Source organism: Variovorax sp. J22G73 (assembly GCF_030317035.1).
GTDB lineage: Bacteria > Pseudomonadota > Gammaproteobacteria > Burkholderiales > Burkholderiaceae_C > Variovorax.
This window is the reverse complement of record NZ_JASZYK010000003.1, coordinates 41,170-55,300: the sequence shown is the minus strand read 5'-3', so window position 1 is coordinate 55,300 and position 14,131 is coordinate 41,170. Positions and strand designations below refer to the sequence as shown.

13 protein-coding genes and 3 pseudogenes are annotated in these 14,131 nt (G+C 64.8%); 5 read left to right on the top strand and 11 right to left on the bottom strand.

All coding sequences use genetic code 11. The annotated features are described in order from the left end of the window. Positions 1-27: 27 nt before the first annotated feature. Positions 28-579 carry a flavin reductase family protein gene (locus QTI51_RS12860; RefSeq protein ID WP_286513904.1) on the bottom strand — a complete coding sequence of 184 codons (552 nt, stop codon included), beginning with the start codon at positions 577-579 and terminating at the stop codon, positions 28-30. Then, positions 576-1,856, bottom strand: coding sequence for an acyl-CoA dehydrogenase family protein (locus tag QTI51_RS12855; RefSeq protein ID WP_286513902.1), 1,281 nt, complete (start codon positions 1,854-1,856; stop codon positions 576-578). Before QTI51_RS12855 ends, QTI51_RS12860 begins: the two co-directional genes overlap by 4 nt. Before the next feature lie 308 nt (positions 1,857-2,164). On the opposite strand from QTI51_RS12855, the gene QTI51_RS12850 reads away from it, so the two are divergent. Together QTI51_RS12850 and QTI51_RS12845 are read left to right on the top strand one after the other, a co-directional pair. Continuing rightward, positions 2,165-2,839, top strand: a complete 675-nt coding sequence (locus QTI51_RS12850) for a TetR/AcrR family transcriptional regulator (RefSeq protein ID WP_286513897.1) — start codon at positions 2,165-2,167, stop codon at positions 2,837-2,839. 64 nt (positions 2,840-2,903) lie between these two features. Next, positions 2,904-3,215 carry a hypothetical protein gene (locus QTI51_RS12845; RefSeq protein WP_286513895.1) on the top strand — a complete coding sequence of 104 codons (312 nt, stop codon included), beginning with the start codon at positions 2,904-2,906 and terminating at the stop codon, positions 3,213-3,215. Between the two features lie 56 nt (positions 3,216-3,271). On the opposite strand, the gene QTI51_RS12840 is transcribed toward QTI51_RS12845, so the two are convergent. Both QTI51_RS12840 and QTI51_RS12835 read right to left on the bottom strand, forming a co-directional pair. Next, entirely contained in the window at positions 3,272-3,934 is a 663-nt protein-coding gene (locus tag QTI51_RS12840) for a tRNA-uridine aminocarboxypropyltransferase (protein WP_286513892.1), read from the bottom strand. A 186-nt stretch (positions 3,935-4,120) separates the two neighbouring features. Next, positions 4,121-4,876 (bottom strand): LysR substrate-binding domain-containing protein, encoded by a 756-nt coding sequence (locus QTI51_RS12835; RefSeq protein ID WP_286513888.1) that lies wholly within the window; start codon positions 4,874-4,876, stop codon positions 4,121-4,123. On the opposite strand from QTI51_RS12835, the pseudogene QTI51_RS12830 reads away from it, so the two are divergent. Next, a pseudogene (locus tag QTI51_RS12830) lies at positions 4,802-5,035 on the top strand (tyrosine-type recombinase/integrase); the annotation flags it as partial. The gene QTI51_RS12835 and the pseudogene QTI51_RS12830 overlap by 75 nt on opposite strands. 72 nt (positions 5,036-5,107) lie before the next feature. Here the strand turns inward: QTI51_RS12830 and QTI51_RS12825 are convergent. Continuing rightward, positions 5,108-6,619 (bottom strand): ATP-binding protein, encoded by a 1,512-nt coding sequence (locus tag QTI51_RS12825; RefSeq protein WP_286513885.1) that lies wholly within the window; start codon positions 6,617-6,619, stop codon positions 5,108-5,110. A 306-nt stretch (positions 6,620-6,925) separates the two neighbouring features. Further along, entirely contained in the window at positions 6,926-7,873 is a 948-nt protein-coding gene (locus QTI51_RS12820) for a class I SAM-dependent methyltransferase (RefSeq protein ID WP_286513884.1), read from the bottom strand. Between the two features lie 564 nt (positions 7,874-8,437). On the opposite strand from QTI51_RS12820, the gene QTI51_RS12815 reads away from it, so the two are divergent. Together QTI51_RS12815 and QTI51_RS39085 are read left to right on the top strand one after the other, a co-directional pair. Further along, on the top strand, positions 8,438-8,803 hold the full coding sequence (locus QTI51_RS12815) for an SMI1/KNR4 family protein (protein ID WP_286513882.1): 366 nt from the start codon (positions 8,438-8,440) through the stop codon (positions 8,801-8,803). Positions 8,804-8,815: 12 nt separating this feature from the next. Continuing rightward, positions 8,816-9,082 (top strand): annotated as a pseudogene (locus QTI51_RS39085) (ankyrin repeat domain-containing protein); the annotation flags it as partial. Between the two features lie 14 nt (positions 9,083-9,096). On the opposite strand, the pseudogene QTI51_RS39080 reads toward QTI51_RS39085, so the two are convergent. The 5 genes and pseudogenes from QTI51_RS39080 to QTI51_RS12795 form a co-directional block, all read right to left on the bottom strand. Beyond that, positions 9,097-9,300: pseudogene (locus QTI51_RS39080) on the bottom strand (IS30 family transposase); the annotation flags it as partial. Positions 9,301-9,395: 95 nt separating this feature from the next. Then, positions 9,396-9,866 (bottom strand): GNAT family N-acetyltransferase, encoded by a 471-nt coding sequence (locus QTI51_RS12810; RefSeq protein WP_286513879.1) that lies wholly within the window; start codon positions 9,864-9,866, stop codon positions 9,396-9,398. A gap of 111 nt (positions 9,867-9,977) precedes the next feature. Continuing rightward, a complete protein-coding gene (metC, locus tag QTI51_RS12805) occupies positions 9,978-11,183 on the bottom strand; it encodes a cystathionine beta-lyase (RefSeq protein ID WP_286513877.1) in 1,206 nt (401 codons plus the stop codon). A 125-nt stretch (positions 11,184-11,308) separates the two neighbouring features. Further along, a complete protein-coding gene (locus tag QTI51_RS12800) occupies positions 11,309-12,319 on the bottom strand; it encodes a Bug family tripartite tricarboxylate transporter substrate binding protein (protein WP_286513876.1) in 1,011 nt (336 codons plus the stop codon). A gap of 83 nt (positions 12,320-12,402) precedes the next feature. Continuing rightward, positions 12,403-14,052, bottom strand: a complete 1,650-nt coding sequence (locus QTI51_RS12795; protein WP_286513874.1) for a rhodanese-like domain-containing protein — start codon at positions 14,050-14,052, stop codon at positions 12,403-12,405. Positions 14,053-14,131: the final 79 nt, after the last annotated feature.

Genomic DNA, 14,131 nt, shown 5'->3' with positions numbered 1-14,131 from the left:
AAAGCGCTGAGCGACAGGTCCTGCGCATCACTGCGCGGGCACTTGGATGAACCGCCCTCCCGCGTACACCAGCAGGCTGCCCGCCTGCTGCCGCGCGCCGACCACCTCGCCGAAGATCACCGTGTGCGATGCCACCGCCGTGGCCGTTGATACCCGGCAGTCGAACGCCGCGGCCCGGTTGCTCAGCACGGGCGCGCCCGAGTGCTGCGTGGTCCAGCCGTCGTCCCAGAAGCGGTCGGGCACCGCACCCGTGTTTGTGTTCATGCCGGCAAAGTCGCGCGCGATCTGCTCGTCGCCCGCCGACAGCACGCTCACGCCGAAGAAGCCCGCGCGAATCACGGCGGCGTGCGTTCTCGATGCCTTGTTGAGGCACACCAGCAGCGTGGGCGGCTCGGCCGAGACCGAGGTCACCGCCGTGGCCGTGCAACCCAGGAACCGGCCTTCGTCGAGCGTGGTGATCACGCACACGCCCGCCGCCAGCCTGCGCATGCTCGCCTTGAAGTCGTGGCCCAGCGCCTCGGGCGCCGCGGGGTGCGCGCGCGCGACGGTTGCCGCGAACAGCGGTGCCGCGACGTTCACAGCGCCACCAGCGGAATGCCGCCGTCCGCGCCCAGCAGCAAGCGGCCGTAGGCTTCCTTGCCGACTTCGGTGGTCACGTAGGCATGGCGCCCGGCGATCTCGCTGTCGCGCCAGAGCTTGTTCATGATGTTGGGCTCCGCGAAGGCACCCGCGCCGTTGGCCGTCATCAAGATGTCGAAGGCCTCCTTCACCAGCGCGAAGATGTGGCCGGTGTCGTTGCGCACGCGCCCGCGCTGCAGCAGCGACATCACCTCGCCGCGCGCGGCCGCGCCGTCGATGTCCGCGCAGGCGCGCTGCATCAGCAGGTAGGCCAGGTCGATCTTGGTGTCGGCCGAGGCCACGGCGAGCTGGTGCGTGGGCGAGTTCTTCGACTGCGCATAGGTCGTGTACGCCACCGGCTTGTTGGGCAGCCGCTCCAGCGTCAGGTCCATCATGGCGCGCCCCAGGCCCAGCTGCGCGCCCACCAGCACCAGCGCGGCGACCGGCACGAACACCATGTTGGCCAGCGGCTCCGTGTCCTGGTGCGGCGTGGCGAACCTGGCCTCCATCAGGTCGGCGAAGGTCTGGATGCGATGGTCGGGCACGAAGTGATCGACCACCACGATGGTGTTGCTGCCCGAGCCCTTCATGCCGGTGACGAACCACGTGTCTTCGATGGTCCATGCCGATGCCGGAATGAGGCCCAGCGCCGGCGTGAAGCCGCCCTCCTGATTCGGAAGGAACATGCCCAGCGTGCCCCAGTCGGCCGCGAACGAACCCGACGCATAGGCCCAGCGGCCGCTGACCCTGTAGCCGCCTTCCACGCGCTCGGCCTTGCTGCCCGGCGTGAAGATGCCGCAGCACTTGGCGTTCGGGTTCTGGCCGAACACCTCGTCCTGCGCGCGCTGCGAATAGGTGGTGGCGAACCAGGTGCACACGTTGAGCAGCGCGACCGCCCACGACGTGGAGCCGTCGCCGCGGCCCACCTCGGCCACCGTCTCCATCAAGGTGCGAAGGTTGGTGCCCAGGCCGCCGTAGCGCTTGGGCACCAGCAGCTTGAACAGGCCCGCCTGCTCGATGGCCTGCATGACGGCGGGCGCGACCTGGCGGTCTTCGGAGGTCTTGGCCGCGTGCTCGCGAATCAGCGGCACGAGGCGCGTGGCGCGCTCGATGATTTCGCGGTTCGGCCGTACCCACTCGTCGGCGTTGACCGACGGCTGCTTGCGGGGAGGAACGGCAGTGGCGGCTGTGGCCGATGCGGATGTAGCGGCTGCAGGGGGCTTGGCAATGGTGAGCATGTGGATTCCTCGAATGACGTGATGTACCCCGGGGCAAGGCGCCATGCCTTGCCCGGTTTCGTGAAATCGATGCGCATCGATGAGGTGAATCTAGCGCCGGGCCCACGGGCCGGCCACATCTGTTTCCCTACGTGCCAATGACGATTCGTCATCCTGACGGGATGTGCGATTCGCCGTGTGGATGGAGGGCCCGGTCGGGCAGGTGCGTATGAAGTGCCCTGTCGGGCACGTGCCGATGGTGCCGCGGCGCAACTGCCCCTATATTCGGCGACCCCGATTCACGCGAAACAAGAGGCAGGAGCGCACCGATGGTGGACACCTTCGATCGCCGGCCCGACCACCGCCCCGATCACCGGCCTGAAGTGGCCGAGAAGCGCCGCGTGCTCATGCGCGCGCGAATCCTGGATGCCACCGCGCGCACCTTCACCGAGCGGGTGAGCGCGTTTCCGGGCATCGAGGACGTGGCGCGCGAGGCGGGCATTTCGCGCGGTACCTTCTACCGTTACTTCGAGTCGCTGGACGCCGCGATGGTGGCCGCGGGCATCGCGACCAGCGACGCGCTCATGACCGACATCCTGCCGGTCTACGACTTCCTGAAGGAGCCCTGGCAGCGCTTCTCGGTCGGCTTCAGGCTGTACCTCGTGCGCTCGCTGCTCGACCCCAAGCACACCGAGTTCCTGATTCGCATGGACGTGTGGCCGCACGGCTCGCTGGTGGACAAGTACATGTCCGCCGACCTGGTGATGGGGCGCGACAGCGGGCAGTTCGAGGTGGAGAACGTCGAAGCCGCCACCGACTTCCTGAAGGGCGCCTCGGCCGGCACCATCCAGGCGGTGCGACGCGGCGTGGCCGAGCCCGAGGCTTACATCGACGCGGCCGTGCACATGGGGCTGCGCAGCCTGGGGTGCGACCTGGCGCTGTGCCGCAAGGGCGTGGAATTTTCTCGCGCGCACGTGGCGAGCCTCGAGTCTCATCGGACCTGACCGTGGTGTCTCTTGCGAGTCAAATACTTGCGTGTCGATCGATCGTTTACACATGGGATCCAGCATGACCACCGAGTCGCAGAGTTGGCCGTTCGACAGTCCGCCCAACGTGGCTTGTTTCACGGTGCGGTCCATCGTTGATGGCGAAAAGCCTGTGCTTATGGCATCACGCGATGCGGACGATGGAGGATGGCAGTTCCTGACGGGGGATGCTTTCCACATGGCCGAAGCAATGCTGGTCACTTTGGAGAGCATGGTCGCGCGGGACCAGACGCTGTTTGAGCTTGCGGCAATGCAGCCAGGCTGGATGGCTTGGCGTGAGGCGCTCGATGCTCCCTGGAGTCGCCAGGCGGAAGCCCAGCAAACTGACGAGTAAGGCAGCGGGCACAACGCTGGCACGACGCAGCCAAAACCGGCTATTCAGTTCGTCACTTAGATGAACCCCGTAACCCTTGGCCGAGGGAAGGACTTGTCTGTTTGCGCGTTTCGCTGCCCGCCCGCCTGCTCCAGGTGCTCCACAAACCCGTCGAAGGCATCCAACAAGGGCTGGAACCGCGCTGCACCGCCTTCCAGTTGGCCCAAGGCGTAGCAGGTCGCCTCCAGCGTGGACAGCTGGTCGGGCCCATGGGCTTTGCGGATACGGTAGTGCGAAGGCGGTAGGTTGCGCAGGGCCAAGCGGGGCAACTGTTGCAGTGGCGGGCTTTGGTAGAGCATCTTTCGGCTCTTGCGCCAAGTGCCGTCCAGCACGACCAGCCGCAGGCGTGACGGGGCTTGCGGCCATTCGGGCGGTAGCGGGGGGGGGAGCCGCAGGTCCGGGGCGGAATCTTGCAGGCTGTCGGGGTACAGCAGCAGCGTGTGCTTGCCGTCCTCCGGCCACACTGGCACGGCAAATGCCCCACCCACCACCAAGCGGCAATGCGCCAAGCTGAGGTGCAGCAGGCGGGCACTGCCTTTGGCTTCATGTACCTCTTGCGGGTGCTGCAGCACCAGCACCTCCACCGCGTGGGCGGTGGGCGCGACCCACTGGCAAATGCAGGCGCTGAGCGGGCGCAGGCAAGCAGTGCACTGGGGGCGTGGGACTGAGGCGGCGGACATGCTGAATTTTATTCAGCGTGCTTGGTCAAAAAAATGCTTGGAAGGAGATGTCTCTTGGCTTTGGCGCGGCGAGCTGGAGCTTTGGACAATGTTGAAAGACTGCAGTGGGCCCGTTCACGACGGCGGCTTGACCGGCTACAGTCGGCTAGGAGCAGTCGGTCATGAGCACCGGCTGTTAGCTCGCTTTCAGCGTATCTCAAGCAAACTACCGAGGTAGCTGAGCAGCCCGTCCACCTTGGGCAGCAACTGGCGGCTACGTGGCCAGACTAGATGAAGCGGCAGGCCGTCGATGGCAGCGTCCGGGAGGCGTTGAACCAGCCGACCGCTGGCCAGATGCTCCTCGACCAGCCAAGTCGCGAGTTGCGCAACGCCGCCACCCGCAAGCACCGTCTCGACCTGTGCTTCTCTATCGCAGACGATGATGCGCCCCTCAACAAAGCTGCGTTCTGCCGGTCCGCCGCCGTGCGTGACGAGCCAGGGATTGGCGCTTCCATCAGCACGACCGTAGGTCACCGCATCGTGCGTGGACAAATCGGCGATCGATTCCGGCGTGCCTCGGCGCTTCAGATAAGAAGGTGCCGCGCAGAAGATCAGCCTTTCGGTGCCAAGAAATCGATGTCCTAGGGCTGCTGGCCAGGTATCGGCCCCGCCAATGCGAATGCCTACGTCGATTCCCTCCTCGACGAGATCCACGAAACGGTCCGCGAAGGAGATGTGCGGTCGCACCCCCGGGTGCAGCTCGGCAAACCGCAGCAGCAACGGCAGCACCCGCATTCGACCAAACGTGGCCGGCACATGCGCCCGAAGCCGTCCGAAGGGTTCCGTCTTATCGGCTGCCAGCACCTGCTCGGCAACCTGTAGCTTTGAACACGTCAGTACGCGCGCATCGTCGACGGATGGGTCGAGGAGATCGGGTTGGATCCGGCGGCCTACGGCACGCATTCGATGCGGCGCACCAAAGCCTCGCTGGTTTATCGCCGAACCAAGAATCTGCGCGCAGTTCAGCTTTTGCTCGGACATACCAAGCTGGAAAGCACCGTGCGCTACCTCGGCATCGAGGTGGAAGAGGCGCTAGAGATAGCCGAGCAAACTGACGCGTGATGTTAGCGGCGCGCGCACAGCGGGCGTTTAAAAAGGCAAAATCCGGCCAGTACCAGCCATTCGTCCCCTCCCTCAAAAGAGGTTTGCGTAGTCGTTCAGGTCCTTGGCCAAATAGCCCTTGCCCACGAAATGCGCGCGGTCCCCCTGGGTAAAAGTCGGAGAGAACAGAACCATTTCCTTGGTCCAACCCTGCAGATGCCGGTGGTCTTTGGCAGCCAAAAAGCCCTCGACGTGCCTCTTGAACCCAGCAAGAGACTCGTTGGTGTGCGCGTCGGCCGAACGCTTGCACGACCCGAACCGTACGCGTTTGTTTGGCTCATCTAGCGCCACTACATCGATTTCCACGTTGCGAGTTGCATCCTTAGGACGGTTCCAGTAGCCCAGATGCACACTGGACAGGTCAAAGTCGCCCTTCCCCTTACGCGAGCACTCCTGATGCAGTTTCCGGATGAGCTTCTCGAAGGCGAAGCCTTCCACACTCAATAACCGCGGTCGCGCCAACTCAAGCGTCTTTTCTAGTGGCTTCAAGCGCGCCGCCTCCCGCGCCGGCTTAGCTACCGCCAGCCAGGCCTGCAGAAAATTGTCGGCAATGTAGTAGCGGGCGTTGCGGCTCTTGCCATCCGAGAACACTGGATTGAGCTTGGAAATCATTTCGTAGTTTGAGACGAGCTTGACCAGATACGCGCTGATTTGCGTCTTCTCTTCCGGCGCACCAACCCCTGCCAGCAACTCACCGTTACCGCAGCCGGCGTGCTCGGCCAGGAAGGTAAGCATGGAAAGGTACCGCCCCCGGAGCTCGCGCAGGAACCAAGTGTCGGCTTCCTCAGATAGCGGGCTCGAGCTCCGTAAGAACAATCTTGTCAGCAGTTCGTCGGCGAAATTCTCCGGCCCGACCTGGTAGAGGTCTTGCTCGAAGGCATCGTGATAGAACTTTGGCACCCCCTCGAAGAACGTCCATAGGGTGAGCCACTGAGAGGGCGCCAGCACATTCTGGCTACGGAAAACGTCCAGCAGGTCCTCGAAGTCCCAGTGGTCAAGTTTGATGCGCTGGGTCAGCCGGCCGTAGAGCGGCGCCCCCTTGTCTTCGAGAAGCTCGTTCATGTCGGCGTGCAGCGAGCCTAGAACGAACAAGCCGCCTTGCTTGATGTTGGAGCCGCGCAGCTTGTCGACCTCGGCCTGCAAGAAGGAGTTGAAGCTCTTCAACACCGCCCGGGTGAAGTACTGGAACTCGTCGATGACAACGACCAGACCCGCGCGGCATAGTTCGCCAATGGCCCGCGCCATGGAAGGAAAGTTCACCACCGTTGCGCTCAAGCTTTGCGCCAGGCTGTGCTCACAGTCCGCCAGCGAGCGCCGAAAAGCAGTCGCCACATCCCGCTCATCCGAGTCAGGGACCTGCATGTAGATGAGGCGCTGAGACAGAGAGGCATCGCCTTTGGCCAGCTGTGACAGCAAGGACGTCTTGCCAATTCGGCGGCGCCCTTCGATGCGGCAAAAGAACCAACGCCCTGCATGCACAATGCGGTTCAACTCTGATAGCGGCTCGGTCCGGCCGTAAAACTGCCACTCAGCCATGAGATTCATTTAAGGTAATTCATATTATCTTACATGATTTGACCCCTAAGTCATTGATTTAATGCCCGTTTTGCATTCGCGCCTGCATCGAAAAGCACGGAGCGTCAACTTAGCATGCGAACGTTGGGCTGGTGCCCCCACCTCACTCGCCCCCCTGAGGGACCGGTGCAGCCTGATGGCCCAGTCTGGCCCTTTGGTCAGCTCGGCGGCAGTAGCAGGATGCGGGCCAGGACCAGCATTCGACGGCTTGCTTCAATTCACACGAAGGCGCTGCAGGGGGCCGTCCGCCCGCGGCGCTTATGCGTAGCGCGCCCTTCAGACCTCATGTCGAACATCCGGCGGCGCCCGGTACACCAACACCTTCAGCGACCGCTCGTCGGAGATGTCGGGAAAGGTGCTTGGATTCGCCAGTCTTTCCATGAAATCCAGCTCTGGCGCCAGTTCGCTCATTTGCTCCTGCAGAAATTTGGGTCCCAGTTCTGGGGCATTGAGGCATAGCAGGACAACGCCATCGGGCTCCAGCAGGTCAGGCAAGCGCTTAATCAGCCGGGCGTAGTCCTTGGTCGCAACGAAACTTCCCTTTTGATAGCTCGGTGGGTCAACGATGACCAGCCCGTAGGGGCCTCCGCGCGTGATTTTCCCCCAAGAACTGAAAACGTCATGGGGGAGGAAGCTCGCGCCGGCGAGCACGCCGTTGGCGCGGTGGTTCTGTTGCCCCACGGCCAGAGCGCCCTTGCTCATGTCCAGGTTGGTGACGTGCCGGGCCCCTGCCTGCAATGCGACCACCGAGAACGCACAGGTGTAGGCAAACAGGTTGAGCACCTTGACGCGCCGGGCGTCTGGGCGCGCCTTCACAAACGCACGAACCAAGCGCCGACCTTCGGCCATGTCGAGAAACAGCCCGTGGTTCTGGCCCCGGCCCACGTTGACGCGATAGCGAGCATCCTCCTCGGTGACCCAATGCGGGTCGGGCAGAGAACCGCCCATGAGTTGTGTGCTGCTCTGGCCTTCATGCCGGCACTGAAACACCCATTGCAGCGTTTCACCCGGTGCCAACTGCGACCAGCGACGCTCCAATGCGGCGCCAATTGCAGCCAGTTCGCCGTCGGTCGCAGGCTTGAAGCTGGTCAACACCCAAACCGGCGGAAAAAAGTCCAGCGACAAGTGAGCGCACTCGGGATGAAGCCCACCGCGGCCGTGGAAGATGCGCTGCGCGTCCACGGGGGCGGACATTGATGCGATTGCGTCGAACAGGGGCTGCATAGCCTCTCATTCTGACCGGATATCGCGGTGGTCCTGGCCAAGACTTCATTGGGCGAACTGGACTGCCAAGCCTCGGAAGAGGCCGGAAGCACCAGAAGCACCAGAAGCATGCTGATAACGAGCACACCTGCTCCGTTTCGTTGGAGTTGATCTACCGGGGGCAAGCGGCTTTTCGCGGGCGCTCGGACGGCGTTCGACTTTCCAGCCCCTGCCCAATCTGTGGAGACAAGTCGCTTTGCCGATACGGGGAGCGTTGCCAGCGCACAGGGTGCGCGCCCCGGCTTCGTCGGACGAGGAGCGCAGTGGGCACGGTGCTCGTCGTGCCTCTCGTATGAGCCTCCTCGGGTTTAGTACCTGAGTGGTGGCAAGCCGTTCCGCTGTCCAACGAGCATCGTTTCACCGCGGAGCCTGAGTAAGTCGAACGGTCGCTTCGGCTTCAAAAGCTGCTTTGACGGAAGCACTCCAACTGCTGTAATCGGCCACGAGCGGACAGTCGAGAGAACCGGTGAAATGGCAATGAAGCTACCCCCATCGAAGACGTGGTTCAGGAACGAAGGCGCATCGATGGCCGCGCTCCAGGCTCTTGCGGATGCCGTGGAGGTTGCGCTTCCGAAGGAGTATCTGGAGCTTTTGGCCTTCAGCAACGGCGGCGAAGGGCCGCTTCCGGCGCCGTTTCACAACCTGTGCCTCGATGATGCCGAGAGCGCAGCCGAACCCGGCAGGGTCGAGCTGTTCAAGAGCCTCTTCCCCGGCTGGTTCGTTTTCGGCGGTGACGGTGGCGACGAGCTCCATGCATTCGACCTGACAGGCGCACAGCCGTGGCCGGTCATACGGTTCGACGGCATCGACCCTGAAGGTTCAGTCGAAGACGGGACGGAAAGCTTCGTCAGTTTCATGCTGCTCCAGGCCACTGCAGAGGCCGACAGCTGACGGCCATAAACGTTGGACAACAAACTGCGGCATCAATGCCAAATTGGATTTGCTTTGAGTGAGCCCCTTCCCATCTACAACGCTGCGGTCTACGGAGACTTCGCTCTGGTGACACGTCTGCTTGACGAGGACCAGGCTCTCTTGAACGCTGCCGACGAGTGGGGCTTCACGCCACTGCACGGCGTAGCAGGCGAAGATCAACCCGAAATGGCGAAGCACCTGCTTGCCAAGGGCGCAAACGTCAACGCACGGAACGATGCCGGGATAACTCCACTTCACCTTGCAGCCTATCCATCTCTCTCTGCCAAGGTCAGTGCATTGGCGACGCCGTCGCTCCGGAGGTCGAATGCCAGCGGTCTTGGACAAGATGTTCTGGATGGAAGTGTGAGGTCGGTCCAACAGCTGGCCGATCTGGTGGGGGGTCCAACCTTCCCTCCATCGCTCCCACATCAATGCCTTCTAGTACTCGTGTAGTAGGTCCGTGTCCGGTACTTCATCTGCAACACTCCTTCTGCCTAAGCACCTATAAGTGTGTTGCATCGACCAGTTGAATCCGCCGCCGACTGGCGTCGAAGTACCGCCAGCTAAATTTCTATGGAGCGAGGACGGCCCATCGCTCGTGATCGCGCCAGCGCCCGTTTATTTTCAGGTAGCGAGGTGAGTACCCTTCCTTCAGAAAGCCGCAGGCTTTCACAAGCGCGATCGAGGCGATGTTGGTCGGCTGGATGTTGGCCTCCAACCGATGCAGCTCGAGGTCTTGGAAAGCAAAGCGAACCACCGCTTCTAACCCGTTCCTCATCAGGCCTTGTCTCTCGTGACCAGCGAAAACGTAGTAGCCGAGGTAGCCACTTTGGAACGCGCCCCTGACGATATTGGTGATGTTGAAGACGCCGACGAGGCCATCGTCGGCATGCCGGAAAACAAGAAATGCAGCGTTTTCATGCGTAGACATTCTTTCTAGGTACGCTCGAAAATGTTCAGGCGTGGATGGCGGCGAGTTCCAAGGGCTGTGAAGGTCGCCACTCTTCTTGACTGAGTTAAGGAACTCGCGCTCGTCAGACAATGTAGGTGGTCAAAGATAAACGAGCTGCTGCATATCAGTTGTTCGAAATATTTGAAGGGGTCGCGACATCTTGGCCGAACTTGCCCTTCACGTCTTCACGCGCTCACGCCTTCATCCCTTTCCCGCCATCGCCACAAACCCGCGCGCCAGGTCCGCCAGCAAATCCGCCGGCGTCTCCAGCCCGACATGCAGCCGCACCACATGCCCGCGCCTGCTCCAATCGGTCACGCTGCGCGCCGCGCGCATGTTCGTCCACGCCACCAGGCTTTCATAGCCGCCCCACGACGAGCCGCGCCCGAACAGCGTGAGCGCATCGACGAAGCGCTCCACCGCCGCGTTGTCGATGCCAGGCCGCAGCTCGATCGACAGCAGGCCGTTGGTGCCGCTGCAGTCGCGCTTCCAGATGTCGTGCCCGGGGTGCTGCGGCAGCGCGGGGCAGAACACGGCGGCCACCTCGGGGCGCTGCTGCAGCCAGTGCGCCACCTCGAGCGCGTGCCGCTCGTGCATCTGCAGCCGCGCCGACAGCGTGCGGATGCCGCGCAGCACCAGCCACGCGTCGTCGGGGCTCACGGTCATGCCGAAGGCGTCGCAGCGCTCGTTCAGCGGCTGCCATGCGGCCTCGGTGGTGGCCACGGTGCCCATCATCACGTCGGAGTGGCCCGACAGGTACTTGGTCGCGGCCATGGTCGAGATGTCCGCGCCCAGCGCCAGTGGGCGGTACTGCAGACCCGAACCCCAGGTGTTGTCGGCCGCCAGCAGCGCGCCGCGCGCGTGCGCCAGGGCGGCGAGCCTGGGCAGGTCGCACATCTCGTAGACCAGCGAGCCGGGGCACTCGGCGTACACCAGCCGCGTGGCGGGCTCGAACAGGTCTTCGATGCCGCTGCCGTCCGCCGCGAAGAAGCTGCTGCGAATGCCGTAGGGCGCGAGAAACGAATGCACGAGGTTGCGCGTGGGCTCGTACACGCTGTCCGACATCAGCACATGGTCGCCCGGCTTCAGGTACGACAGCAGCACCATGCCGATGGCGGCCAGGCCCGTGGGAAAGAGCCGCGTGCGGTACGCGCCTTCGAGCTCGCTCACCGCGTCTTCCAGCGCGAAGGTGGTGGGCGTGCCGCGCGCGCCGTAGCTGAAGATGCGCTCGCCGTCGCGGCGCGCGCGTGCGTCGCGCATGGCGCCCACGCTGTCGAACAGCACGGTGCTCGCGCGCACCAGCGGCGTGTTGACCGGCGAGCCGCCGGCATACGACGGCGTCTTGCCGGTGCGCGTGAGGCGGGTGTCGGGCGCGAGGTCTTCAGGGGTGGCGTGCGAGTCGGTCATGGTGAGCGAGACTGGAAAGGTTCGGTTCGCGATGGTCGGGCCGCTATGTTGCTTCAACCGCGGACCGTCCGGGACGGACCAGGGTCCTGCGAGGTCCTGCGAGGTATTGCGAGGCCTTGCGGTGTTCAGTCTGCACGCGCACCCGAGAGTTTGACGATGCGCGACCAGCGCTCGATGTCCTGCCGCAACTGCGCCGCGAACGCTTCCGACGAATTGGCCACCACTTCGCTGCCGCCGTCGGTCACGAGCTTGGTCACCTCGGGCAGGTGCAGCGTGCGCACGATCGCTTCGTTCAGGTAGGCCACGCGCTCGGGCGGGGTGCCGGCCGGCGCGAAGAAGCCGTACCAGTCCTCGAAGCGCGCGCCGGCGTAGCCCAGCTCCTCGAGCGTGGGCACCTTGGCGAACACGCCGATGCGGCGCGGGCTGGTCACGGCCAGCACGCGCAGCTTGCCGTTCTGCACCAGGCCCGACACCGACGCGGTGGAGGTCACCAGCACATCGACCTGGCCGCCGAGCAGGTCGGTGAGCGCGGGGCCGGCGCCCTTGTAGGGCACGTGCGTCATTTCCACGCCCTTGTCCTTGGCCAGCACGACGCCCACCAGGTGCGACAGCGTGCCGTTCCCCGGCGTGGCATAGGTCACCTTGCCGGGGCTCGCCTTGGCCTTGGCGGCCAGGTCGGCAAAGCTCTTGAGCGGCGAATTGGCATCGACCACCAGCGCCAGCGGCGCGGCGTTGATCTGCGTGATGGGAATGAAGTTCTTGATCGGGTCGAAGCCGGCCTGCGCATACAGCGAAGGGTTGACGGCCATGATCGACACCTGCGACGTGAGCACGGTGTAGCCATCGGGCTTGGCGTCGGCCACGGCCTTGGCGCCGATGTTGCCGCCCGCGCCGCCGCGGTTGTCGACCACCGCGGCCTGGCCCATGATTTCCGGCAGGCGCGTGGTCACCAGGCGCGCCGTGGCGTCGTTGCCGCCGCCCGGCGGGAACGGCGAGATGAACTTCACCGTTTGCGACGGAAAGCCGTTGCGCGGGGGCAGCGGCTCCGCGGCGTGAGACTGCACCGCGAGCGCGGAGAGCCCCAGGGCAGCGACGGCAAGGCGGGCAAGGTGCGAGAGGCGACTGACAGGCGACATGACGGAACTCCTGGAAGAGAAACGGACAGGAAGGAACAGAAAAAACCGGGTTGCTTTCGGGGCGTTGCTTTGTCGGTTCGCAGTCAAGGTTTCGAAGCGGCTGAAGGCAGGCGAAAGGCCGCCTTCTCCTGCGCATCGAGCTGCGCGACAAGTCCCGTCTCCCACGCAAGGTAGCGTCGTGCCGCCTCCTTGTTGCCGTCGTGGCGGTCGTGCACGAAGAACAGGTAGTCGATGCAGTCGCTGTCGGCGGGCAATGCGGGCGTGGCTTCCACGGGAAGACCGGCGGCGCGCCAGGCGGCCATGCCGCCTTCGAGCAGCAGCGGCGCGGGCGCGGGCGCGTCCACGCGTTCGGACGCCGCCGTCCATGCCGCGAGCGCGGCGTCGTCGGCCACCAGCACGAGCTGGCGCGTCTCGCTTCTCACATCGGCTGCCAGGCGCGGGCGTATCGACCAGCGTGCCTGCGGAATGTGGCCTGCGCGGAAGGCCATGCTGCCGCGCAGGTCGACCAGGGCCACGTCGTTCTTCTCGATGCGGGCGGCCAGCGTTCGGGCATCGATGGTGGCCAGCGGCGACGCAACCGCGGGCGTCGCGGGCGGCAGCGACAACCCGCTCGAAAGACCGCCTTCGAGCACGCTCGCGTCGTGTCCCATCTGGCGCAGCCAGCTGGCGATGGTGGGTGCGCGCACGCCGTCGTCGTCCAGCAGCACCAGCCGCGCGCCGCGCACGCCGAAGTACTGGTCGCCAGCCTGCATGAGCTGTCCGCCCGGCGTGTGCTGCGCGCCCGGCAAGCTGCCGGCCGCGAATTCTTCGGGCGTGCGTACGTCGCACAGGAACAGGGTGCGGGCGGGGTCTGCGGCCCACTGCCGCACCGTCTGCGCGGGCACCGTCGGCACGTCGAAGCGTGCGGCCAGGGCCTGCGCGGCGGGGCGCATGTCGGTGTTGCCGCTGTCGTCCGCGTAGCGGCGCGTGCCGCCGTGCTCGAGCACGTGGTCGTTCAGGTACCAGCCCTGCGTGCCGTTCTCCAGCGCGTACACCGGATTGGGCACGCCCAGGTTGATGAGCGTCTGCGCGCCGATGATGCTGCGCGTGCGGCCCGCGCAGTTGATGACGATGGGGGTCGTGGCGTCGGGCACCAGCCGATGCACGCGGTAGGCCAGCTCGCCGTTGGGGCAGCAGGTGGCGCCGGGAATGTTCATCTTGTGGAACTCGCTCACGGGCCGGCCGTCGAGCACCACCACGCGTGCGTCACTCGCCAGCATGTCGGCCAACTGGTCGGCGCTGACGCGGGGCGTGTGATAGACCTCTTCGGCCAGTTCGCCGAAGGTCTTCGAAGGCAGGTTCACGCCGGCGAAGAGCACGTAGCCCGCCGCCTGCCAGCCGCGTGCGCCGCCTTGCAGCACGTGCACGTCGGTGTAGCCCAGGGCGGCCAGTCGGGCGGCGGCGCGCTGCGCCACGTCGTCGTCGTTGCCAGCAGCGTCTTCAGCGGCCCCAGCGCCCCCACCGGCCGCAGCGCCCCCACCGGCCGCAGCGCCTTCGTCGTACACCACCACCCGCACGCCGCGGCGCGGCACCAGCCGGGGCGCATCGAGCTCCAGCCGGCTGAAGGGCAGGGGAATGCCGTAGAACAGGTGGGCCTCGCCGTACTGGCCGTGCTCGCGCACGTCGAGCAGCGCGATTTCCGCGCCGTCGTGCAGCCAGGTTTTGAGGGTCTTCGGGTCGATGAAAGAGGTCATGAGGGCAAGTCGTTGAGACGAAAGGGTTCCTGCGAGGCCGCGCAGCGCGCGACCCGCATGAAGCAATGAAGGGAAAAAA